Annotated in this window: 23 protein-coding genes; 6 read left to right on the top strand and 17 right to left on the bottom strand. The window is 59.5% G+C overall.

The window, feature by feature from the left end:
• Positions 1-367 precede the first annotated feature (367 nt).
• From F8O05_RS13870 to F8O05_RS13860, 3 genes are all read right to left on the bottom strand, one after another.
• Positions 368-1405: an alcohol dehydrogenase catalytic domain-containing protein gene (locus F8O05_RS13870; RefSeq protein ID WP_192497202.1), complete on the bottom strand. Its 1038-nt coding sequence runs from the start codon at positions 1403-1405 to the stop codon at positions 368-370.
• 120 nt (positions 1406-1525) lie between these two features.
• Positions 1526-2860, bottom strand: a complete 1335-nt coding sequence (locus F8O05_RS13865) for an MFS transporter (protein ID WP_158053340.1) — start codon at positions 2858-2860, stop codon at positions 1526-1528.
• A 72-nt stretch (positions 2861-2932) separates the two neighbouring features.
• Positions 2933-3730 (bottom strand): SDR family oxidoreductase, encoded by a 798-nt coding sequence (locus tag F8O05_RS13860; RefSeq protein WP_158053362.1) that lies wholly within the window; start codon positions 3728-3730, stop codon positions 2933-2935.
• 154 nt (positions 3731-3884) lie between these two features.
• Between F8O05_RS13860 and F8O05_RS13855 the strand changes: the two genes are divergently transcribed.
• Positions 3885-5018, top strand: coding sequence for a mandelate racemase/muconate lactonizing enzyme family protein (locus F8O05_RS13855; RefSeq protein ID WP_158053339.1), 1134 nt, complete (start codon positions 3885-3887; stop codon positions 5016-5018).
• Complete coding sequence (locus F8O05_RS13850; protein WP_192497201.1) at positions 5015-5329, top strand: putative quinol monooxygenase; 315 nt, start codon at positions 5015-5017, stop codon at positions 5327-5329. The genes F8O05_RS13855 and F8O05_RS13850 overlap by 4 nt, the downstream gene beginning before the upstream one ends.
• Here F8O05_RS13850 and F8O05_RS13845 read toward each other — a convergent pair.
• Positions 5326-6108, bottom strand: coding sequence for an SDR family NAD(P)-dependent oxidoreductase (locus tag F8O05_RS13845; RefSeq protein ID WP_225735923.1), 783 nt, complete (start codon positions 6106-6108; stop codon positions 5326-5328). The two genes, F8O05_RS13850 and F8O05_RS13845, sit on opposite strands and share 4 nt — an antisense overlap.
• A gap of 145 nt (positions 6109-6253) precedes the next feature.
• Between F8O05_RS13845 and F8O05_RS13840 the strand changes: the two genes are divergently transcribed.
• On the top strand, positions 6254-7042 hold the full coding sequence (locus F8O05_RS13840) for an IclR family transcriptional regulator (RefSeq protein ID WP_158053337.1): 789 nt from the start codon (positions 6254-6256) through the stop codon (positions 7040-7042).
• Position 7043: 1 nt separating this feature from the next.
• Entirely contained in the window at positions 7044-7790 is a 747-nt protein-coding gene (locus F8O05_RS13835; RefSeq protein WP_158053336.1) for an IclR family transcriptional regulator, read from the top strand.
• Between the two features lie 82 nt (positions 7791-7872).
• Here the strand turns inward: F8O05_RS13835 and F8O05_RS13830 are convergent, their stop codons facing one another.
• From F8O05_RS13830 to F8O05_RS13810, 5 genes are all read right to left on the bottom strand, one after another.
• The gene (locus tag F8O05_RS13830) at positions 7873-8616 is read right to left on the bottom strand and encodes a HipA domain-containing protein (RefSeq protein WP_192497200.1); all 744 of its coding nucleotides are present in this window, start codon (positions 8614-8616) and stop codon (positions 7873-7875) included.
• The gene (locus F8O05_RS13825; RefSeq protein ID WP_158053334.1) at positions 8555-8884 is read right to left on the bottom strand and encodes a HipA N-terminal domain-containing protein; all 330 of its coding nucleotides are present in this window, start codon (positions 8882-8884) and stop codon (positions 8555-8557) included. Before F8O05_RS13825 ends, F8O05_RS13830 begins: the two co-directional genes overlap by 62 nt.
• A complete protein-coding gene (locus F8O05_RS13820) occupies positions 8881-9495 on the bottom strand; it encodes a helix-turn-helix domain-containing protein (RefSeq protein WP_158053333.1) in 615 nt (204 codons plus the stop codon). Before F8O05_RS13820 ends, F8O05_RS13825 begins: the two co-directional genes overlap by 4 nt.
• A gap of 59 nt (positions 9496-9554) precedes the next feature.
• On the bottom strand, positions 9555-10442 hold the full coding sequence (truA, locus tag F8O05_RS13815; protein ID WP_192497199.1) for a tRNA pseudouridine(38-40) synthase TruA: 888 nt from the start codon (positions 10440-10442) through the stop codon (positions 9555-9557).
• 150 nt (positions 10443-10592) lie between these two features.
• Positions 10593-11816: a glycosyltransferase family protein gene (locus F8O05_RS13810; protein ID WP_158053332.1), complete on the bottom strand. Its 1224-nt coding sequence runs from the start codon at positions 11814-11816 to the stop codon at positions 10593-10595.
• Positions 11817-11956: 140 nt separating this feature from the next.
• On the opposite strand from F8O05_RS13810, the gene F8O05_RS13805 reads away from it, so the two are divergent.
• Both F8O05_RS13805 and F8O05_RS13800 read left to right on the top strand, forming a co-directional pair.
• Complete coding sequence (locus tag F8O05_RS13805; RefSeq protein ID WP_158053331.1) at positions 11957-12463, top strand: helix-turn-helix domain-containing protein; 507 nt, start codon at positions 11957-11959, stop codon at positions 12461-12463.
• A 9-nt stretch (positions 12464-12472) separates the two neighbouring features.
• Entirely contained in the window at positions 12473-13036 is a 564-nt protein-coding gene (locus F8O05_RS13800) for a PIN domain-containing protein (RefSeq protein ID WP_192497198.1), read from the top strand.
• Between the two features lie 18 nt (positions 13037-13054).
• Here the strand turns inward: F8O05_RS13800 and F8O05_RS13795 are convergent, their stop codons facing one another.
• The 8 genes from F8O05_RS13795 to F8O05_RS13760 form a co-directional block, all read right to left on the bottom strand.
• On the bottom strand, positions 13055-14242 hold the full coding sequence (locus F8O05_RS13795) for a hypothetical protein (protein ID WP_158053329.1): 1188 nt from the start codon (positions 14240-14242) through the stop codon (positions 13055-13057).
• 155 nt (positions 14243-14397) lie between these two features.
• Complete coding sequence (locus F8O05_RS13790) at positions 14398-14997, bottom strand: RloB family protein (protein ID WP_158053328.1); 600 nt, start codon at positions 14995-14997, stop codon at positions 14398-14400.
• Between the two features lie 2 nt (positions 14998-14999).
• Positions 15000-16442 carry an AAA family ATPase gene (locus F8O05_RS13785; RefSeq protein WP_158053327.1) on the bottom strand — a complete coding sequence of 481 codons (1443 nt, stop codon included), beginning with the start codon at positions 16440-16442 and terminating at the stop codon, positions 15000-15002.
• A gap of 20 nt (positions 16443-16462) precedes the next feature.
• Positions 16463-17650: a cysteine desulfurase family protein gene (locus F8O05_RS13780; protein ID WP_158053326.1), complete on the bottom strand. Its 1188-nt coding sequence runs from the start codon at positions 17648-17650 to the stop codon at positions 16463-16465.
• 14 nt (positions 17651-17664) lie between these two features.
• The gene (nadC, locus tag F8O05_RS13775) at positions 17665-18516 is read right to left on the bottom strand and encodes a carboxylating nicotinate-nucleotide diphosphorylase (RefSeq protein ID WP_158053325.1); all 852 of its coding nucleotides are present in this window, start codon (positions 18514-18516) and stop codon (positions 17665-17667) included.
• 7 nt (positions 18517-18523) lie between these two features.
• On the bottom strand, positions 18524-20260 hold the full coding sequence (locus F8O05_RS13770) for an L-aspartate oxidase (RefSeq protein WP_158053324.1): 1737 nt from the start codon (positions 20258-20260) through the stop codon (positions 18524-18526).
• Positions 20257-21735, bottom strand: coding sequence for a quinolinate synthase NadA (gene nadA, locus F8O05_RS13765; protein ID WP_158053323.1), 1479 nt, complete (start codon positions 21733-21735; stop codon positions 20257-20259). The genes F8O05_RS13770 and nadA overlap by 4 nt, the downstream gene beginning before the upstream one ends.
• A 381-nt stretch (positions 21736-22116) precedes the next feature.
• Entirely contained in the window at positions 22117-22941 is an 825-nt protein-coding gene (locus F8O05_RS13760) for an NUDIX hydrolase (RefSeq protein WP_318655829.1), read from the bottom strand.
• Between the last annotated feature and the right edge of the window lie 377 nt (positions 22942-23318).

Below are 23318 nucleotides of genomic sequence, written 5' to 3'. Positions count from 1 at the left end.
CTATCGAGTTGCCGCTAATAGCGTTCCCCTTCGGCTCACCGCAAGAATTAGCTTGGAATTCCTAGAATTCAGTCCCATCTTCGCCTGTTTACCCATAAACGGCAAACGATTGTAGGGCATTCCGCGGCGATTCGGTTGCGGGGGCGGCTCGCGAGTTGTCGAGGTTGTCTAGTGGAGCCCGGGTGACCTGTCGCGCTGTGCACTCAATGCTTCAGCAACAACCGGTTTGACGTGTCCAGGAACACGCATGCATGCATCACCAGGACTTCGAGTTCGGCTTCAGCGCGAGCCGCGTCATGGCACTTCAAGCGGCTCGAAGGTGACCGCCACTCTGTCAATCAATCTCAAGTGACATTGGAAAATACTTCTACTCAGTCGGATCATCGGAGAATTGAAGAAGCACTTTCGACGAACGCGATGAATCTGCAGCAAGAGAAAACGCTTGTTCCGCCTGAGACGCAGGGTAAACGTCGCTCACGATCTCGTCAAAACAATCATTCCGAGCAAGCATTGAAATGGCTTCATCCATCTCTACATCAAATCTCTGGGAACCGCGCAGGGTAACTTCCTTACTCACCAAGGACGCCAGCGGCACCTTCAGATCGCCGGACGGAAGCAGTCCCAATTGCACGATTGTCCCACCACGACGGACCCAGTCAAGAGCCGAGATCAACGAATGGGTACTACCCGAAGACTCAATAATCAGATCAAAGGATTCCGTGGCAGGAGGCCCGTCACTTCCTAACAAAATAATTTTCTTTGCCCCTGCCCGACTCGCAGTTTCAACTGCTCTAGGCACAATATCCGTCACTGTAATGTCTTCAACACCGCGTTCGCGAAGGGCAATCACCACGAGACTACCAATCGGTCCCGCACCAGCAACCAATACCTTGGCATCCGTGATGCCAGACGGCGCTTGATGTATTCCATGTAGCGCCACCGATAAGGGCTCAGCGAGTGCAGCACGACGTAGGGAAAGACCTTCCGGAAGCATACGTATCTGGGAGTGATTCACCGTTACGTAATCCGAAAACCCGCCTGGCGTGTGAGGCGAAGTCGAGGCGCTACCAAAATATGTTCCACACTCAGCAAGGTGGTATCCGCGACCCAATTCCCCGCCCGGAGGCGGTGTTGGAATACCAGGGTGGACTGCTACATGATCACCTACGGAAACATCATCGATATCAGAACCAACAGCTTCTACAATCCCAACAATTTCGTGCCCTAGAACCATTGGTTCAGTTATTTCATATATTCCGTTCTTACCGGACTGAGCATAGTGAAGGTCACTTCCACAAATACCTCCGTAGACAACCTTGATCCTCACTCGTCCGCGCTCAATTGATGATTCCGGAACATCTATAATTCCAATGCCACCGCCAGAATTTGCAACTATTGCTTTCATATCAACCCTCCATAAAGCGAACGCAGGCATCCCTGACCACCAGCGTCCGCTACTCACAAAGGCGCCATAAGGTACGTTCTTGATAACTTATGGCGCCTTCGTTCTAGCTCAATGTATTTATTACATCGCGTCTTCGTCGACAGTCAGGTCGCGGGCCTTCACCTCGGGGCTAATGATTGCCGAGACCAAACCAATTGCGGCGAGCACCGCGATGTACGCTGCAATAACCCACCAGTGACCAACGGCAGCAAGGAGCGCAGCCACAACCAGCGGAGCAATCCCAGCACCCGTGAGACCACCAAGCTCTTTGGATGCCGTGACACCCGTAAGCCTGTGCTTCAAGCCGAACATTTCAACCATATAGGCAGACTCAGTTGCATACATACCCTGCACACAGACTCCGGAAGCAATCAGGAACGCCACAATAATTGCAACAGTGCTACCGCTTTCAATCATCATTACGCCCGGGAACGCGAATAGAAGCTGAATCGCAGCCAGGACAATGAACACTCGTCGACGGCCGACTTTATCGGTCAAAATTCCAATGAGTGGGATCGCAACAATACCAAAGAGAGAAGAGATCAGAAGCGCCGTTGCGCCCATCGACTGCGATTGGTTCGGAAGCGTGGCAATATACCCGACAAGGAACACTTGATAAATTGCGCTCGTTCCACCTTCACCGATACGAAGTCCGAAACATACGAGGAATGATCGCCAACCAGACTTGAAGAAGTTCCTGTAAACCTCGCCCATCGAAACTTTACGCTGGCGCTCTGCCACCGACTCGAAGATGTGGCTTTCCTTCACGCCCTTTCTGATCCAAAGGCCAAGGAAAGTAAGAACGATTGAGCCAAGGAACGGGAGTCTCCACCCCCAACTCATTAGCTGTTCCTCAGGCAGCATGGAAATGAGAAGCCATACTACGGTCGCGAGCAGGTTTCCTGAGTTGGTACCGAAGGAAACGAACGATCCTACAAAACCGCGATGCTTGCGCGGTGCTGTTTCAACCATGAGCGATGAAGCACTCGCGAGTTCAGCTCCGGTCGCGAATCCTTGCGCCATGCGACAAACGATAAGTAGAAGCGGAGCGATAACACCAACTTGTTCATAAGTCGGCAGCAAGCCAATCGCAAACGTAGCGGCTCCCATCAAGACGATGGTGAGAACCATGATTACTTTGCGGCCGATCCGGTCACCGATCGCACCTAGTATCAGTCCTCCCACTGGCCGGATGATGAAGCCGACGGCGTAAGTCGCGAACCCTGCGATGAATCCAATCGCTGGAGGCAGGTCCGAGTAGAAGAGCTGATTGAAAATGAGCGCGGTTGCCAGGCCGTAGATCACGTAGTCGTAGTACTCGAGGGTTGTCCCGAGCGTGCCCGCAACCGTAGCCCGCATGATCTGGGTCCGAGTTGGCTCGGCAACCTTTTCATATTCAGTAGAAACGTTAACCATGAAACCTCTCCTTTGAGGTCGTAGTGGGAGCTCGGCCCCAGAAATTCAGGGCCGAGCATTATGCGAAGTGAGTTATTCGAGGCCTTCAGGAAGTACAGGTGTCGCTTGCTGGGTGTTGCCAATCGACTGCAGGCGCGTAGCGGTAAGAGTGATCTCTGAAACCGTTGTGCGTCCTGGGATCGTGATTGCAGCCAGCGTTGCTTGGGCTACGTCCTCCGGCTGAATGAACCAGCGGCGCATTTCCTGCGGTGGCGGGCTCGGACGACGGTCAAGAATGGGCGTATTCACCACGCCAGGCAGGATGCTTGTGATTCGGACTCCCTGAGCGTGTTCGTCTCGTGCTGCGCCTCGCGCAAGTCCGATCATTCCAGCCTTGGATGCTTGGTAAGCGGCTCCAGAATGGTCGGGCCACAAAGCAGCCACGCTAGAAATTAGTACGGCATCTCCGGCATTTTCCCTCAGCTGCGGCAGGGCACCGCGAAGGAAGTAGAAAGCACCGTTGAGGTTGACGTCGATGAGGTCATCCCATGCGTCGAATTCAACGTCTCCGAAAGTTCGTGGATTGATGTTGCGGCCGGCCGCAATTACTAGCGTGTCAATAGGGTCGTTTTCAGCAAGGTCGTCGAGGAGTGCTTGAACTGCATCGCGGTCGGCGACGTCGACGGAGTGTGGAACAAACTGGCCGCTCTCAACATATTGACCACCAACGACCTTCAATTCTTCTTCCCGACGCGCAACAGCGTGCACGCGAGCGCCTTTACTCACAAGCATTTGCGCGATGGCCGCGCCCATACCGCTTGACGCACCAGTCACGAGAGCGGTGCGCCCTTCGACGTTACCGAGTTCTCTCTGATGTGAATCCAGTTTCATGTCTGCCTCCTTTGGCACCGGCCGTCCCGGCCTGCGTATACCGATTCGAGTTCGCGGCACTCGTCCGCTTGTGGAGATATTGGCACACAATGGACGGCAAGCGCAATAGGTGATAATTTCAAAATCCAATCCGGACCACACAAAGGAGTGCCTGATGGCGAAGATCGCCGAAATGACCACCTGGTGGAGTCGAGTTCCCCTCGACAACCCCATCAAATTCAAATGGAACACGATCACCCACCGTGACTGCGTTGTGGTGCGACTCACAACAGACGAGGGAGTTACAGGCCACGCGATTGGCTTAAATCGAAATGCACCTCTCGACGTAGTTGCGCAAGACATGTTGTCGTGGAACGTGCTGGGATTCGACGCCATGGATGTCGACGGATTTCAGTCCCGTTCCCGTGGAGCACACGCATTCCTCGACCAGACGGGAATGCTTGCACAAGCACGTTCCTTAATCGATCTGGCCATGTGGGACATCCGCGGAAAGGTGCTCGGGGCGCCCCTCTGGCAGCTACTCGGCGGCGGCCCCAAATCAGCCGCAGTGTTGCTTGTCGAAGGTTATGAGTTGCCCAATGAGAGCAATCAGGAGTTCGCAAACCGCCTGCTCGCTCGCGCGAGCGAAGGCTACCGCGCTATCAAACTCGAAGCCGCAGGCTACAAAGATCCATCCCAATTGTTTGAGCGTCTCCGCCTGATCCGAGAAGGGCAGACCGGCAACCTTGATCTTGTTGTGGACGTCAACGGGTCGTGGCACGATCTCCGGAACGCCCAGTGGATGGCAAGACATTTGGCTGAATTTGAGATCGCTTGGCTCGAAGACCCGTTCCCCCACCACCGCCTCGATCTCCTGCGCCCCTTGACGGAGTCGTCTCCCGTTCCGATCGGATCCGGAGATGACGTCACCGACCCTCAGGCCCTCATCGACCTAGTCCAGCAACGAGCGGTCGATGTTCTCCGGGTCGATGCAACAACACTGGGAGGTATTCAGCCGACACAAGATGTCATTGGTTCGGCTCGCCAAATGGGAATCCCCGTTTCTGGTCACGCACACCCATACGTGCACCAACACTTCAGCTACGCGACTGACGCGATGCCTTTTGTCGAAGCATTCCCTGAGGATCGACCCTTTGAGACATCATTCAGACTCACCACTGGGTCAGTTTTCCGGGACGTCAAGGATGGCTTACTCGACCGCCCGACTACACCCGGCCTTTCCTTCGACCTCGATCTCGACCGAGTCGAGGAATGGTCCGCACGAAAAGAGACGAAGTACGCGAAATGACTGTAACAACACTCGCCACCTACGAATGCGCTCCCGGCGACAGGAATGAAGTCCTCGAAATACTCGAGCCTGCCCGAATTGCAACCATTAGTGAACCAGGCTGCGAATATTTCCTCATCCTCCAGCCCCAAGAGAGTCCCGACCAGATTGTCTTAATAGAAGGATGGCGGTCCCCCGAGCACCTCGCGGCGCATCGGGAAACCGCCCACTTCCAAGAGATCATCCTTGGACAAATCGCCAACCGAGTTGCAAAGCGTTCAGTCTCGATTTGTGATGAAGTCGCGATGACTTTCAAACAGGCGGCACTCTAAGCAAGCTGCCGCTCGGTCTGAGGCAGCGGGAACTGGATGGTCATGCCACCATCGACCGTCACAGATTGGCCGGTTACGTAGGAGGAGGCAGGTGAAAGCAGGAATGCAATCACCTGCCCAATCTCCTCCGGATCAGCGAAGCGACCCATCGGGGTACGCGCCTCGACTGGAGCAGGATCCAGGAATCCAGAGTCAATGAGACTTGCGATGGCTGGCGTTTTAACCCACGCCGGGGCAACTGCGTTTACCCGAATGCCGGCAGGTACCCATTCGACTGCGAGGGTACGAACCATTCCCTCCACACCAGTCTTCGCAACGTTGTACCCAAGCCGTTCAGCGACACCGAGTCGCGCGCCCATCGACGAAAGACACACAATCGATCCCCCTCCGGAATCTTTCAGAAGGCTATACGCACCGCGCGCCATACGAATTGCACCCATGAGATGGATATCAATGAGGCGTTGCAAACTCTCGTCAGTGACAGTGGCGGAAGGTGCGGGGTCAACGATCCCCGCCGCGGCAACGACACCATCGAGACGACCAAAGCTTGCTCGGATTAAGTCGAACGCTGCAGTCACCGAATCTGTTGATGTCACGTCGGTTGCTACCCCGATGTGCCCGCTTCCGGGGAGTGAAGCTGCAGCAGCTTCACTTTTCGAAGCGTCCAAGTCCAGGACCGCTATTTTGTGGCCGCTCTGCGCAAGAAGTCCCACCGTTGCAAGACCGATTCCACTAGCACCACCGGAAATCGCGATTATCGCCCTATCTGAAGTACGCATGCATCATCCTCGATTCTCGTCGTACTTGGTTGCCACGCGACCATCGCGAGTCAACACATTCATGCATTGTCACACAGTAGACAGTGTGTCTACTACATGACATTCAAAACGTAACACTCGCCCGAACCGCGTGCAATCATTTGGTATGCAAACTCTTCCCCCGCCACAGCGCCTCGAGATCTTGGACAAAGCCAATGCACTCATTACCGAGCTCGAAGGCGGGGAATTAACCGCTGCGGAACTCGCTGGACGTTTGGATGAACCAGTCAGCTCTATATATCGACTTATTCGCACGCTGCTTCGCCTCGACTGGGTCATGCATGGCAGTGTCCGGGGAACGTATCGGCTTGGGTTGCGGATGCTCGCCGCCGGATCTGCGTTCTTTGACACGCTCGATATGCGAGCCCTGTTCTCGCCGATTCTGATGAACATGCGTGACCGCACTATGCTCACTGTCTATCTTTGCCTCCCCCACGGCCTCATAGCCACTTGCGTTGAACGACTCGCAGGTCGCGGTGTCCGCTCGCTAGACATGACCTTGGGCAGCACAATGCCCCTCACTGATGGGGGCGCTCCCGTTGCTATCCTCGCTGCGATGAAGGAGCGCGAGGCCGCAGAAGTCATCCGGCAATTAGAACCCACTCCAGCACAACTCCATCTGCTCGAAGAGAAGATAGCTGGATTCCGCAAGAGTGGTTTCGTAGTCACGGACGGCGATGTCACCCGAGGAGTGGCAGGAATCGCCACTCCAATTTTTGATCATCACGACAGAGTCGTCGCGGGGCTGAGCGTCGGAGGCCTCCGACATGATGTGATCGGACGTGAAGATCTCGTCCAAATGTTGCTCACTGCGGGACAAGAATGCAGCAAGCTCCTGGGATGGAATTCAAATACAGTGACCATCGAATCTGACGAAGCACCAAAGGAGTCGTAGTGTGGCTAAGCCCATCAAAATACTCGACAACTCAAATCAGATAATTTCGCTGTTATCCGAGATCGGCACCGCGAGCTACTCGTTAATTGCTTCAGAGATTAATACTCCTCGATCCAGCGTTTACCGACTCGTGGACGGGTTGGAAGCGGTCGGTCTCGTACGTATAGACCGGGAGTCAGGCCTTGTTCGCCTCGCTGAGCGCTGGCTCCACCTGGCAGATGCGACGACAAATTCTTTTCCCGAGTGGCAGCATCTGATCGATCGATTACCTCGCATCGTTGAACGCACTGGATACACGACATTCCTTTCCATCCCGACAGATACGGGTGGTGCGTGTATTGCGTGGGTTCCGGCTCCCAATCTTGTCGTACTCGCACTCAGGCCTGGAAGGCACTTTGCGTTCAACATCGGTGCAGCAGGGCGACTCCTATTCGCGCTTTCGCCCAAAGGTACACTCGAGGAACGGCTCGAGCACTGTGAATTTGAGACGCCTACCGACCAAACTATTGCTAGCGCGAAAGAGTTACTCGCCGATGCCAAAGTCACGATAAATCGAGGTTGGGTATTTTCTGATCAGGATGTGAACCGTGGCATATCCGCTGTTGGTGTGGCAGCCACCTCGTCTACAGGTTCAATCGGGTGCCTCTCGCTCGCGGGCCTCTCACAGGATGTGAACCCCCAAGCAGAAATCCTTGCCAAAATACTCATGAACGAAGCCTCAAGTTCTTTGAAAACTCCACGCCTCTAACTCCACCACAGCATGCGGTGAGACATTTGGCTAAAACCATCACGACGCATTATCGACATGAACGAGATCCAGAAACAGTTGGCTAATTAGCTAGGAGCCGTTCCACGTTTCGAGCGACATATTGTGTGAGGACGTTTCGCTGGTCTTCCTCAAGGGGCATCCAAACCTCGTCGTTACTCGCAGCCACTCGCGAAGCAACCTCGCGCACGAGCGACAGCGTTTCATCCACATCGAGACCGACCTTCTGAGCGAACTTTCGCCAATGACTCGGCGAGACTTCTCGAGCAAAACGAGCACCACCGATTTTCATCGCAAGCTTTTGCTCGAACTGCGGATACAACGAAAGCGGAACCACGTCGTAAATGGGCGCCAGTGCAACCGACTCTGGACGGAGCAACAGCGAGTAGTTCTTCGCATGTGCATCCGCGTTGCCGAGGATCACGTTGAACGCCAACTGCTTGAGAAAGGCTCGCCGAATATCACCGGTCGGATCGACCGGTTGCAGCAGCCTCATGGATTGCTCGGCACTGACTTCATATTTTCGAGCGGGCGGCACGCTCAATGCCTGCGCAAAATCTTCCGCGTGAAGACGACTTGCTAGAGGGCCGTCAGTGTCAATACGGTCGAATCGGTCAATGACGAAGGCAGTTTGTTCCGCGAATGACGACACCTCCGCTTGAGGGGCAGGTATCCCCACGCGACTGGCGAGATCAATCGCGGCCGCTTCGGCGACTTCGATTCCCCGAATCGCCGGATCACCGGGCTTAAGAATATGCGTCGAAGGTATCGATGCATTCGGCCAGGACCAGTCCCCCGGACAAATCACCGCCGGCCGCACTCAAGAGATCGAACGCATCCGTACTGGCGGCGCCGTAAATTTCGGCCATGCGGGCACGCACCTGCGCTTGCTCGGGCAGCAGATTCTCGAGGAAACTCTGCGCAGCTCTTCTCGAGGCAGGGCGATCCCGCGGGAGCGATAGGGAGATCGGTGTCGCTGGAGCCTCATCGGCATACTGGAAGGACACCACTCCGTCATCAAAAACGAACTGACCCGCGTAGTGGCCCTCGAGCCAAGCCTCGATGCGTGCGCTCATTTAAGCACCATCTTCGGGAGTGCTCTCGGTTCGATCTCTAGGGCTTTCAGCACACGTCGCAATCCCCCGAGAGAAGTGAGCGGCTTGCCGGTCTCGATGTCTCGTACGAGTGAAATCGGAACGTCGGCGGCCTCGGCGAGTGACTTTCGAGTTGCACCTTGGATGGCTCGTTCGGCAGCGACCACCTGTGCGAGATCTTGACTGTCGCGCAGATACTCGGGTGGACGTTTCACCGAGAGCTTGAGGTAGTCGTCGTGACCGAGCTCAGCGTATGCGACAAGGGAGTCCATATAGAGGTCCCGCGGGGCGTCTTTGGGGCGCCAGTCCAGCAGCAACTGGGATGGATGCTTTGCTTCACGAAGTGCTTTGATTCGCGCTGCCGTGCGGGAGCGCTCCTGACCTACAAGACCCTCGAGCGCTCGAAGCTTGAGCGCTCTCGCAAGTTGCTGCCAAGAACGCGGCGAGAGCGAACGGCGGGTCTTGGGGGCCGTGAGGCTTTCAATGATCCACGCGTTGCCTTCGCGATGCGCGGGAATACGACCCTCGGCGATGAGCGCGCGCACGCGTCGAGACGACACGTTGAGCTCGGCAGCCGCCTCTTCCACGTTCATGACACAACTATACCGTGGGGGCTGGTGGGGGCTGTGGCGCTGGTTGGGGATCGACGCGGTTAGTCGACGAGGCGGAGGTGGGTGGGGCGGATGCGCTTGGCGCGGGTTTGCTCTTGGCGGGCGGCGAGCTCGGCTTCTTGGGGGTAGCCGACCGCGGTGAGAGTGAGGCCCTTGGCCGCGAGGACGGTGAACTCGTTGGAGCGATCTTGCAGGTCGAGAAGTGCGGGGACCCGGGAGAGCTTGAGGCGCCCCTGCCCGACCGCTGCACACATCCCAACCAGGGATCGCACCATCGAGTGACAAAATGCATCTGCCCGGACCTGCGCGATGAATACCCCGGCATCGTCACGCGACCAGTGGAATTCCTGCAGGGTGCGGATCGTCGTCGCGTGCGGGCGCGGCTTGCAGAAGCCCGCGAAATCGTGCAGGCCAATCAGCACCTGCGCGGCCTCGTTCATGAGGTCGAGGTCAAGCTCGCGGCGGATCAGAGTCGTGCGGTGCCGCTCGAGCGGATTCGGGGCGATCGTGCTGTCGGCGATCCGATACTCATAGGAACGCCAAATCGCCGAAAAGCGCGCATCAAACCCCTCCGGCGCCTCGGTCACCCGGGTGACCACCACATCCGACTCGGGGCCGAGCACACCCGCAAGCCGGCGCACCAGCGCATCCGCCGGGGAATCATCGCGATTACCGCGTGCGGTCGCCTGCCACAGTTCCTCCGGCAGATCGAGGTGGGCGACCTGACCGGTTGCGTGCACCCCCGCATCCGTCCGGCCGGCGACGGTCAGCAGCGGACCCGACTCGGGAAGCGTGCGGTAGATGATCCGTAGCGCATCCTCAAGCGTGCCCTGCACGGTCCGCAACTCGGGTTGCGTCGCCCAACCGCTGAAGGCGGTGCCGTCATACGCGATGTCGAGGCGGATACGCACGGAGGCAGTCTGATCCATGACGTCTATCTTGCCTGGTTGCGGGTCGATGCACTGTGGGGCGCGCTTCGATACGCTGCGCTACTCAGCGGGCGACGTTTTTACGGTCCCTGAGTAGGAGCGAAGCGACGTATCGAAGGGGCGCGGGTGGGCGCGCTTCGATACGCTGCGCTACTCAGCGGGCGACGTGTTGGCCAGGCGTTGGAGGGAGGCGGCGAGAGCGGGGGCGACGGCGCGCTCCCAAGTGAATTTCTCGCGAGCCTGCTCGATCTTGGCGTTGAGCCTGGATTCCGTAACCTCAGGATCGTTCGCAAGGGCGAGCATCCGGTCGAGGAAGCCATCGGGGTCGGCCTCGGTACCGACCACGCCCACCGCGTACTCCTCGACGAAGCCGCGCTGCCCGGGACGATCACTCACGACATCCACCAAGCCCAGCATCAGGTGCTCGAAATTCTTGCTCGGCACCGAGTATTCGTTCTGGCCGCCGGGAGAGAGCAGCGAAAGCCCAAACCCACCCGACGCCATGAACGCCGGCATCTCGTGCACCGACCGCGAGGGCACCAGAGCCAGATTATTGGGATTACCCGCCTGCGCGAGCCGCTCGGCGAAATCCGTCTCATCAGCATCCGAATGGAACCGCGCAATTGCCTCAAACTCGAACGGCAGCCCGCGCTCCGTGGCCCGCCGGGCCAGATCAATCAGCAGCTGCGTGCCGTAGCCGGGGTTCAGTGTGCCGATGTGGAGCGTCTTCCAGCGCCGCTCACGAAACGGGATCTTCGGCGCCGTGTCGAAGCTCTCCAGCAGTGGGTAGTTCGGGGAGACCGTGACCGGAATCTCGTTGTCGCGGAAGGGCCCGGCCATTTTCTCAGTGACCACGTTTGCGGCGCCGAGCCGCTTTGCGCTGTGGAACTGGTAGGCGTCGATCAGTTTGGCAGCTTGTGGACGGAGCACCTCGGGATTCAGGAGGCTCGAGGCGTACTCGTCGCCGTAATATTCGTGCACGTCATAGAGGACACGCTTCCCGGTCTTCTTACTCCAGCGGTTCGCCACCGGCAGCATGTAGTAGTCGTGGATATGCCACAGCTGGCCATCGAGCAGATTCGCGATCCGACCTACTTTGCGGGCCATGCGCATCCGCTCCCACCGATCTGCCGGCGACGGCAGCAGCGTCTCCCGCACGAACGGATGCTCGGAACGGCTCCCTTCCCCCAGCCAGATGAAATGCACCCTGAACCCCGCATCCAACGCCACCTGCGCGCAGCGAAGGATGCGCCGATCGCCGCGCGGATGCACCGTCGGGATCACTAACAGGGGGGACTTCTGGGACAGGCCATCGGGCACCCGCAGTTGCCAGGCATCCGTCTCGAGGAGTTGGGAGGGTTTCGTCGCACTCATGGGGGTGTGAGCCTTTGATACTCGTAGCCGGAAGGAGCTGTTGAGCTGGTTTACCGCGGGAGGCTGGGGGTTGTGTGAATTCGACTTGAGGTAATGCTGACGATATGGACGTTTTGCACGAATTGGGCGATAATTAGGACATGAATGCAAGCAATCATCCGACGAGCAACGGCTCCCCCGTAGTGAATCCACCGGCCGACCTCAATGAGCTGCTTGAACTGTCACGTTTTTTAGAAAGTCATTCAGCACCCGCGGTTCTGCTCGGTCCAGACGGTGAACAATTGCCGCTGCCACTTCCTATTTATGAAGTCCTTCGGCAAGTGGCGAGCGCAATGCAACGTGGCGAATCAGTTAGCATCGAACGAGTTGACCGACAACTGACCACGCAACAAGCTGCAAACATTCTCGGGATTAGCCGAAACACACTTATCCGTCTTCTGGACGAACACGAGCTCCCTTACGAGCGCCTCGGTGAATCAAGGCACCGTCGCCTACGCCTTAACGACGTCTTGGCGTACCGCGACCGAAAACGCGCTGAGCGACGACACCGGTTGAACGAACTCACACGACAGGCTCAAGAAGATGGTCTCTACGACGTAGACGCAGAGACCTATCGCGACGCTTTGAAACAGGCCAGAAAGTCGTAAGCAGTGGGGTTGTTTAGCGCGTTTCTAGACGCCAACGTCCTGGTTCCAGTAGTGACTTGCGACACGCTATTGCGACTTGCCGACAATGGCGCGTTCAGACCATTGTGGTCACCCCGCGTAATTGATGAGGCGCAAACCGCGCTAGAGCGCATCCATCCCAATATCGACAAGAGTCGCTTTCAAAGCCGTTTTCGATCAATGAACAATGCCTTCGAAGACGCATCGGTCGAAGGGTGGGAGACGATCCAGCAAAGCGTCACGCTCCCTGACCCAGATGACCGACATGTTGTCGCAGCCGCCATACTCGGCCGAGCAGACGTGATCGTCACCCAGAACACCAAAGACTTCCCAGACGAGACTTTGCGTATGTTCGGCATGACGGCAGTACGGCTTGATGATTTTTTGCTGGACCAGTTCCATTTCAATCCGTCTAGGTGCCTGCGCGTCATCACGGAACAGACTGAAGCAATGACGAACCCACCCGTCGCAATCGACGAATTACTTGAACGACTTTCACGATCGGGGGCACCTGAGTTTGCTGCGCGCGTTCGTGCTGAATTGAGTAATGGGTAGGTAGAGGCGGAAGCGGTGTTATTGCACCTGTTTAAGGAGCGCGTTGTAGAGGGTCTCGACGGCGTGGGCAAGCTCTGCGGGAGGCGCGGCGAGGATCGGGGCGAGCTCTTGCGGGTAGTTCAGGGTGAACTTGCTTTGTGGAGTTCGGCCGCGGAGGCGGAACTCGACCACGTCGAGGAGCTCGAGCAACTTGGTGTCGGCGCCCGAGCGAGTCGCGAGCGGGCTCTCGTCGCGGAACTTGCGTAGCGTGGCGCGAAGCGTGGACACCTCGTCGGCGAGGTGCGTGATCTCGGCGACCTGCGCATCCGCCCGGGCCAGCTGCGCCGCTGAACTCAGCCGCATGAGCTGGGACGCGATCTCGGGGCGCGCATCCCGATACCGGGCCGGGCGACGGCCAGCCCAGCGAACCGGAATCCACGAAAGCGGAATCAACAGGCTCACTATCAGCTGCAGCACCAACGACGTGCCCTGATCATCACGCGCTTGCACGAGCACGGTGACCGCTCCGGCCGTGGCCGACACCGCGAACGCACCGAAGTACCAGGCCGTCCAGTTCAGCACCCAATGGCCTGGCCTCTGGTTCGGGCGGACCGTGAGCGGCGGGGCGACGAGCAACTCCGCGAAGAGCGTCAGCAGTAGGGCCATGCCGAACAGCATGACCGCGAACTCGATGTAGTCAACGAACTCGGGGTCGTCAGGATCCATCGCCGCACCCAGAGCGACCACCGTGGCAAACAGCGTGAGTAGGCCCGCGAGGATCACCGCGATCACCATTGTCGGACTGCGGATTGCGCGGGCCTTCCGGGCGAGGAAATGTGTGCCGGTCGGTCCGATGCCGAAATTGATACATACGAAGGCGGCGCCTGCGCTCAGGATGGCACCGAGTACCCACCAATCCTCTGCGGGTTCCCCCTCGCTCCTGCCCGCGAGCGTGATGCTGGCGGGTACTGCGGCGAGCGCGAGGACGGCAAGTGCAATGAGCAGCCAGTTCGTTTTACGCTCGCGGATTCGCTGCGGCGGGAGGTCAGCGGTTTGGCGCGCGATGTCGAGCAGGGGTGGATGCGGCCAGGTGGGTTGAGGTGGGGTGCTCGGGCGGCTTCTCGCTGAGCTGCTGCGGTTGAAGAGCCGGTGGAGCAGGGAGCGCTTGGTTTTGGTGTTGGTGCTGCTGTGGTTGCTGGCGGCGGCGCTTCGCTGGGCGGGATGCATATAGGTATTGTGCGTGCGAGCTGGTCTGAGGTGGCTGAGCCTGACGACGTGGTCGAGCGTTCACTTTCAGCAATGTGAATGCGCATGCGATTTGGCGAAAGCGGACATTGAAGAAACCGAACAACCGTTGGGTCTGCGATTTCGACTGACGATTGCTAGCTGCGCTTTGATGCGCTGGACATGAGATCAATCAGGACCGGCATCGCTGATGATGGGTTAGGGCCAACACGTCCCGCTGCTAAATCAGGATCAACTGCCCGAGCAATTTGGTACGCCTCCAGGTACGCGTGAATGGGGAAGTTGAGGGGTAGATGCTTCTTAGTCACAACCTCATGCTTGCGGACAAGATTTTCAAGCATCGAAGCCGATTGATGCGCCCGGACATCTGTCACGTGCCATAGCAACCACACCTCGAAACTCACATTGGAAACGAGGAGGTCAATCCTCTCCTTCTCCGCAAGCTTGACTGCATCGGTCAGATTGGCGTGATTATCGTGGTCTACGAGACAGACAGTCCAGTCATACGCTTTGTCCCGTTTCTCGGCGTCGCGCCGCTTCTCAGCGGCTTTTCTGACAACGGACACCGGATCCCGCCCCACAGGCACCGAAGTAACCGATATCGACACACCGCTATCTCGGAGGACTTGATTAAGTCGCTCGATGTAGGTGGGTTCAGTAACAGTTCCTTCGGTAACCACCAACCCTCGTCGATTCAAGTTACGTTTGGGGCGTCTTGCGCCTTTACGGCGGGCCATTCCTAAGCGTCTTCCCTTCGCAGAACTCGGTCAATTCCACTGGGGGCAAGACGAGGCGTGCCGCCATACCGACCAGTCAAGTAGCGCTTGGCAACGTTTGCGTCCCTATGCCGTGGGAAATCTGCCAAGGAGGACAACAACGTGACACCTGCGCCCGACTTCTCCGTAAACCAAACCTGTTCAGGAGCGAGTTCAACATCGCTCAATGGCGATAACAAGTAAGCGTCGTGGCTCGTGAACACAAGTTGAGCCCCATTGGTGTTGATCTCTGGATCCGCAAAAATCGACAACAATACCTCTACCAAGTGTGGGTGCAAACTTGCGTCGATCTCGTCTACGCAGAAAAGTCCCCCGTTGCGGAGTATCTCAACTGCAGGAACAATCGTCGCCAGCCAAGCAACGGTCCCGTCACTCTCCTCCTGAATAAAGAGGGATGGCCTGTCCGGACTTTCCCCCTGGTGCTTAAAGGTCAAATTGCGAATTACTGCATCCGACCCTTCGAGCCCAATATCGACCTGTATCCGGTGTCCACGACCCTCTGCCCTGTCACCCGATTCAGCCTGTCTTGCGATCACTTCTTGGAACCCTTTGAACACCTCTTGGACTTCAATTGGCAGACGGTCTTCTTGAATCTCGACGTCTACAACACCGATATCTGCGACTTGAAGAAGCGTGACGATGTCATCAAACGTAATCGATCCAGTGGCCAGAGACTCAGTAATCGACGACAGGCGACGTTCGCGATGGGTATCTTTCACAGTCATCGAATCGAAAGATTCAACGAGGTCCTTTCCAACAGCACCCAGCACTGGATGATTGAGCAGAATCGCACGACTCAGCACCAATTCTCGATCCGTAACATTGCCTAGCTTAGGTATCGAAGGATGTATATATGGACGCTTTTGGTCTCGACTCCGGTCGAGCAACGTCCGCCACCTACTGGATGGAATATCTCGCAACCACTCACGACTAATACCCGCATCATCGACTGAAAACCCGTACGCAAAACGACGTTCGGCATGAACGAATTCAAGTTCGTAAGTACTCGATCGCTCTAGAGAACTGAGCTCCAGCTTAAATGGCGCTCGATACATGACAGGGTGTGCCTGCCAACTTGTCGCGGACTCCGCAATTGCCGTGAAGAAGTAACCGAAAGCATCCAGAATCGCTGACTTGCCGGACGCGTTGGGCCCAAAGATACCTGCAATCGCGTACACCTGCTCGCCCCAAGTGGACTTCTCGCGCGGCTGCAACGTCTTCAACGACGGCTTTACAAGGTCGAGCACGAGCTGGTCCCGGATACTCTTATGGTTCTCAATCGAGAAGCTAAGGATGAGCATGATCCATAGATTATATCTAATGAGGATGTTCTGCACGTTTTTCGCAAGAATCACACCTCTCAGGCTTGCTTTTTCAAAGAAGTGCACGTTGAGCTGGTTTGACACGAATCGCTGGCGCGATTCATTCAGCGGCCGGTTTGCTCGATGGTGGTGACGGCTGCTTCGAGGGCGGCGGGGAGGGCGCTGAGGTTGGCGCCCTGGTGCGGGAGTGTGAAGCGGACGGAGGTTTGTGCGAGCTCGCGGTCGTAACCGAGGTTGGTGAGCACGTGCGAGGGCTCGTCGCTGCCGGCGGCACAGGCGGAACCTGATGAGGCGATCACGCCGCGGCGGGCGAGTTCGAGGAGGACCGCTTCGCCGCTCGTGCCGGGGAACACGAAGCTCGCAAGATTCGGGAGACGAGTTGCGCCCGGTTCGGGACCGGTGAGTTGGGCAGTAGGGAGCCGGTGGTGGACTTCGGTGATGAACTGCTCGAGTGCGGCGGCGGTCTGCGCTGCTGAGTGCATCCGCTCGGCCTCGGCGAGCTCGAGGGCGACCGCGAGCGCCACGGCACCGGCGACCTGCTCGGTGCCGGAACGGCGATTACGTTCCTGTCCCCCACCATGCAGGATCGGCTCGAGCGCGATCCGGCCGCGGATCACGGCCAGCCCGATGCCGCGCGGGGCGCCGACCTTGTGGCCGGCGAGGGTGAGCGCGTCTGCTCCGAGCGCTTTGAAATCGAGGGGGAGCCAGCCTGCGGCTTGGACTGCGTCGGTGTGGAGCCAGGCTTTGCCGGGGTGCGTGCGGGGGCGATTCAGGGTCTTGATCGCGGCGGAAATTTCGGCGATCGGCTGGATCGTGCCGACCTCGTTATTGGCGAGGCCGATCGACACCACCGCCGTATCCTCTCGGATCGACGCGGCGACCTCGGCCGGATCGACCAGGCCCTGCGCATCCACCGTGAGATGCGTCGCGTCGTAGCCGTGCATCCGCACCAGAAAATCGACCGACTCGAGCACCGAATCGTGCTCGATCGGGGTCGTGACCACGTGCCGCGCCGCCGGGTTGCCGAGCGCGATGCCCTTGAGCGCGAGGTTATTCGACTCTGTCCCGCCCGAGGTGAACACCACGTCGCCCGGGCGGGCGTTCAGGATGCGCGCGACGCGAGCCCGGGCGTCCTCGAGCACGGTCTTCGCCTGCTCGCCAACCTCGTGGTGACTCGAGGGGTTGCCGTAGACCGTGGCGTAGGTGTGCAGCATTGCCTGGAGCGCCTCGGGACGCACGGGGGTGGTTGCGGCGTTATCGAGATAGCGGAGGGTGTCGTGGATCGTGCTCATGGTGGGGCTCCCGTCTAGGAGATGTGCATGTCGAGGCCGAGGTCGAGCGCGCGCGCCGAGTGCGTGAGCGCGCCGACCGAGATGACGTCGACGCCGGTTTCGGCGATCGCTTGGACCGTCTCGAGGTTCACGCCGCCGGATGCTTCGACGATCGCGCGGCCGTTGATGCGTTTGACTCCCTCGCGGAGGTCTGCGAGCGAGAAGTTGTCGAGCATGATCGAGTCGACGTTCGCCGCGAGGACCGCGTCGAGTTGGTCGAGGTGGTCAATTTCGACCTCGAGGTGGGTGGTGTGTGGGATGTTTTTGCGCACCTGCTGGATTGCCTCGGTGAGGTTCAGGCCTTGCTTGAGGAGGACTGCGAGGTGGTTGTCTTTGGCCATCACGGCGTCCGAGAGGTTGCGGCGGTGATTGTGTCCGCCGCCGGAACGAACCGCGTGGCGTTCGAGCGCGCGAAGGCCTGGAGTGGTTTTGCGGGTGTCGACGATACGGGCTTTGGTGTGCATGGTTCGTTTGACGTATTCGGCGGTGAGCGTCGCGATGCCGGACATTCGCTGCACGAAGTTGAGAGCGATCCGCTCCCCCGTGAGGACTCCGCGGGCTGGGCCTTCGACGGTGGCGAGCTTGTCACCGGTGTTGAAGTGGTCGCCGTCTTGGATGTTGAACGTGGTGGTGATGGTGGGGTCGGTGCGGGTGAACGCCGTGGTGAAGACCTCGGTGCCGGAGAAGACGCCGGGTTCGCGGGCGCGGAGTTCGGCTTTCGCCGTCGCTTCTTCGGGGATGAGTGCGAGTGCGGTGAGGTCGCCCCAGGGTGCGTCTTCTTCGAGGGCGATGTCGATGACGCGGGTGATTTCGGGTGTGGTGAGCATGGAGGTCCTAGTGGGTTGGGGCGAAAGTTTGTTGGGTGCTGACCGCTGTGTTGATGTTGGCAGTCGGTGGCATCGGGGCTGCCGCGTCGCTGAGGAAGTGGGCGCCGATGGACTCGGGTCGATCGATTGCGGACTGTGTGACCAGCGCCGCGAGTTCGAGGAGGTTTTGGTCTTGCATGGTGCGTGGCTGTTCGTTTTGCAGCCAGGCGGTGATTTGGGTTTGGGCTTCGGTGAGGCCGTCTGTCGTGCGGATTAGGCCGACGTTTTCCCACATGAGCGATTGCAGGGCTGTGCGGGTGAAGGGGGCGCCTCGATACGCGGCTACGCCGCTACTCGGCGAGCGGGGTTGTTCCTCGAGTAGGCCGGAGGCCGTATCGAGAGGTGAATCAGCAGCAGCGTCGACCGGCAGGTCGATTCCAATTGCTTCGACGACGCGCTTGCCGAAGACGGCGCCCTCGAGGAGCGAGTTTGACGCGAGACGGTTTGCACCGTGCACTCCAGTGCAGGCGACCTCGCCGACGGCGTAGAGGCCGGGGAGCGTAGTGCGTCCCCAGACGTCCGTGGCTATGCCGCCCATCGCAAAGTGCGCACCGGGGCGGACTGGGATCGGGTCGCGGGACCAGTCGAGACCGCGGGACTTGAGTGCGGCGTCGATGGTTGGGAAGCGGGATTGCAGGAAGTCTGCACTGAGGTGCGTGGTGTCGAGGTAGACGCCTGGCGCTCGTTCCACGAGTAGGCCGGAGGCCGTATCGAGAGGGACGCCTCGATACGTCGCTACGCTCCTACTCGGCGAACGGTCCGGGTCCTCGAGTAGGCCGGAGGCCGTATCGAGAGGTGATCTCTCTGCGATGGCGCGGGCTACGACGTCGCGTGGGGCGAGGTCGGCTTGCGGGTGCACGTCTTGCATGAAGGCGTGGCCAGTTTTGTCGATCAGCTTCGCACCCTCGCCGCGGACTGCCTCCGAGATAAGGAACGGCTCCCCTACCGCGAGCACGGTGGGGTGGAACTGCATGAACTCCAGGTCCCGCACTTCTGCTCCCGCTCGCGCTGCGATGACAATGCCGTCGCCGGTGGCGGAGTCGGGGTTTGTAGTGAAGGGGTAGAGGGCGCCGTAGCCGCCGGTGGCGAGGATGACGGCATCGGCGGTGTAGGTCTCAACAGGCGCCTCGACAGGCTCGGCGGACGAGGTGGTGGGCTCGACCGAGGAAGGGCCCGGCTCGGCGAACGAGTCGGTTCGCGCGAAGCTGGCGCCGGTGACGCGGCCATCGCGGACGGTGAGCGAACGCAGCTCGCGGTGCTCGAGCATTCGGACACCCTCGCGGCGTGCCGCGGCGACGAGCGCCTCGTGGATGCGGGCGCCGGTGGCGTCGCCGCCGGCGTGCACGATGCGCGCGATCGAGTGGGCGCCCTCGAGACCGCGGCACCACTGACCGTTCTCATCGGTGTCGAAAACCACCCCTTGTGCAGCGAGCTCGTGCACCGAGTCGCCGCCGTTTTCGCAGAGCACCTGCACGGCGTCGAGATCGCAGTGACCGGCACCGGCGACGATCGTGTCGGCCACGTGCGAAGCGACCGTGTCGTCGGGGAAGACCACGCCGGCGATTCCGCCCTGTGCCCGGACCGTGCATCCATCGCCGAGACCGAGCTTGGTGACCAGCGTCACCTCGTGACCAGCTTCGCGAGCGTGGCGGGCCGCGGTTAGGCCTGCGATGCCACTACCGACCACCAGAACTTTGTGCGTCATGAGCGGGCCTGTTCCGTCACAACTTCGCGTGCCGTCGAAGCCGACGCGGGGTCAGCATCCGCACCCGCCGCCGAACCCGAACCCGACGCATCCGCGGCAGCCTGAACGCCGAAGGTCGCGGCCTTGACGCCGGGCGCGGGAGTGGCCGCGAGCATCCGCTCGAGGGCGACGCGGGCAGGCTCCGAGACCGAAGCATCCACTGAAATCTGGTTGCGGACTTCGCCGTCGACGAGGCCCTCGAGCACCCACGCGAGGTAGCCGGGGTGGATCCGGTACATCGTCGAGCAGGGGCAGACCACGTCGTCGAGGCAGAAAATGTTGTGCTGCGGGTACTCGGCCGCGAGGCGCTGCACGAGGTTGATTTCGGTGCCGATCGCGATCGTCGAACCCGCCGGCGCCGCCTCGACTGCCTTGCGAATGTAGTCGGTCGAGCCCGCCTCATCGGCCGCGTCGACAACCTCCATCGAGCACTCCGGGTGCACGATCACGCGCACGTCCGGGAACTGCTCGCGCGCCTGGTCGATCTGCTTGACGGTGAAGCGCTTGTGGACCGAGCAGAATCCGTTCCACAACAGGACTTTTGCGTCCTCGAGCGTTTCTTCGGTGTTGCCGCCAAGCGGCAGTTGCGGACGCCACAGCGGCATCTCGTCGAGACTGATTCCCATCGCCTTCGCGGTGTTCCGGCCGAGGTGCTGATCGGGGAAGAAAATCACCCGCTGGCCGCGCTCGAACGCCCACTTCAGCACCGTCGTCGCGTTCGAAGACGTACACACGATCCCGCCGTTGCGGCCACAGAACGCCTTGATCGCCGCCGAAGAATTCATGTAGGTGACCGGAATCAGCGGCGCTTTTCCTTCGGCATCCGGCTCCTCGCCGTAGATCTCCATGAGCTGTTCCCACGCATCCTCAACCTGGTCGATGTTCGCCATATCGGCCATCGAGCAGCCCGCGGCCAGGTTCGGCAGGACCACCGATTGGTCGGGCTGGCTCAGCATGTCGGCAGTCTCGGCCATGAAGTGCACGCCGCAGAACACGATCGCCTCGGCGTTCGGGTGGTTCAGCGCCGCCTTCGCGAGCTGGAAGGAATCGCCCACATAGTCGGCATGCTGCACCACCTCGTCGCGCTGGTAGAAGTGCCCGAGGATCACGAGCTTCTCGCCCAGCGTCGCCTTCGCCTGCTGGATGCGCTCGTGCAGCTCCTCCTCGCTCGCCTCGCGGTATTCCGCCGGGAGCGTTCCCTGTCGCGGTGCCGAGAGCGGGATCGTGTCGCCAATGGATGCGCCGGGGCCGTAGCCGGGGACCCGGTCGAAGTTCCAGGTCGGCTCGGCGAGGGTGGTTCCGCAGTTGCTGCCTTTGGCGTTCTTGCTGGCGATCAGCTCGATGGTCTGCGCGACCGAGGCGGGGTTCGTTTGCTGTGCGGATGCGGTGGTGCGGACTCCGGTGGTCGTCGTACGCGGTGCGGTGGTCTGGGACATCGGTGTCTCCTCTTTGCGTTGGGTTTGTGTGCAGCTGCTGTGCTGCTTTGGTTTGGGTCTGAGGTTGGCGTTGGGTTCGGAACTGAAGTTGAGATTGGTGTTGACGTTGGCCTTGGCGCTGCGATTCAGGTCGGGGCGGCGTTGGCGTTGAGATTCGGGGCGGCGTTGGCATTGGCGTTGGCGTTGGCGTTGGCGTTGGCGCCATTGCCGTTACCTGCATCCCTTGCCGCTATTGCGACCCGGGTTAGCCACAACGGCAATGGGTCGGACAGGGAGGTATTGCCGCTTGCTGTAGGCATTGCCGGTAGGCCGACCCGGGTTAGCGAAAACGACAATGGTTAGGCACGCGCTCGCTAAGGCCCATTCGGCGAGACCAAAGCGCTACTGCGTTTCTGGCTTGAGCGGGCCGTGGTTTGCGAGGGCGATCTCGCTGTTCGTCCGGTAGAGCCGAGCCGGGCGGTGACTCCCCTTGCGAAATTCGTCGGTTGCCACGATCTCTTTGGAACTTTCGATTTGACGGCGGAAGTTCGCGGGGTCGAGCGGTCTATTGAGCACGGCCTCGTGCACTTCACGGAGATCAGAGAGCGTGAACAGCTCCGGCAAAAAGCCCTGCGCAATGCCGCTGTAGTCGAGCTTGTTCTGCAGCCGCCAAAGCGCATACTGCACGATTTCATCGTGGTCGAAGGCGAGGCCCCAGAGTCCGTCAACCGAGAACCAGGCGACGTTTTCGAGCTCAGCTCGCTCTTCCACCGCATCCGCCCGCAAGAGGGCCCAATACACGACCGAGACGACCCGGGTCGGCGAGCGATCGACGGCACCGAACGCGTAGAGCTGTTCGAGGTAGGCCGGATGCAGGCCCGTGGTTTCGGCGAGGGTGCGGCTCGCGGCGGCCGAGAGGCCTTCGTCAGCTTGCAGCCAACCGCCCGGCAGCGCCCACTCCCCCTCGTGCGGGTCGCGCGTGCGGCGGACCACCGGCATCACGATGTCCCACTTCTTCGATGGATGCGTGGCCGGGCGCAGCGCGAAGATCACCGTCGACACCGCGAGGCGGATGTCGTTGGTTTGCGTTGTATTGCTGCCGGTTTCGCTTGTGTGGCCGACTTCGCTGGTGGCCGTGGAGGATTCGCTTGCATTGGACCTGTTCATCGCGTCGTCGTCGCTGAAGCTCGTCATATTGGCGCCAGCACCTTCAGTACTTTGAGTCATTTTCACCCTAACTGTTAGAGCGAGGTTAGTGTCATAGTGACCCAAAGTCAATTTCAAGCATCCATAGACGAATTAACGGGCGGCGGGCCCGCTAACTCGTCACTAAACGCTGCCGCGAGCCGTTTCAGCAGCATTCACTGACGAGTTACCGAGGGACACGCCGCAGACTCGTCACTCGATGTAGGCGCGGCCGCAACCAACAGCATCCATCGACGACTCACCGGAACCTGCCTCAATAACTCGTCGCTAGATGCTGCCGCAGCCCGCTTCAACAGCATCGAGTGACGAGTTACGGAGGACCGGAGCAGCAACTCGTCACTGGACGCTCTGGGAGCAGTGAAAAACTGCATCGAGTGGCGAGTTAGCTGCGTGGGTTA

Origin of the sequence: Gulosibacter chungangensis (assembly GCF_008831155.1) — a bacterium.
Classification (GTDB): Bacteria; Actinomycetota; Actinomycetes; order Actinomycetales; family Microbacteriaceae; genus Gulosibacter; species Gulosibacter chungangensis.
Note: the sequence above shows the minus strand (reverse complement) of the source record. Positions and strands in the feature narration are given on the sequence as shown.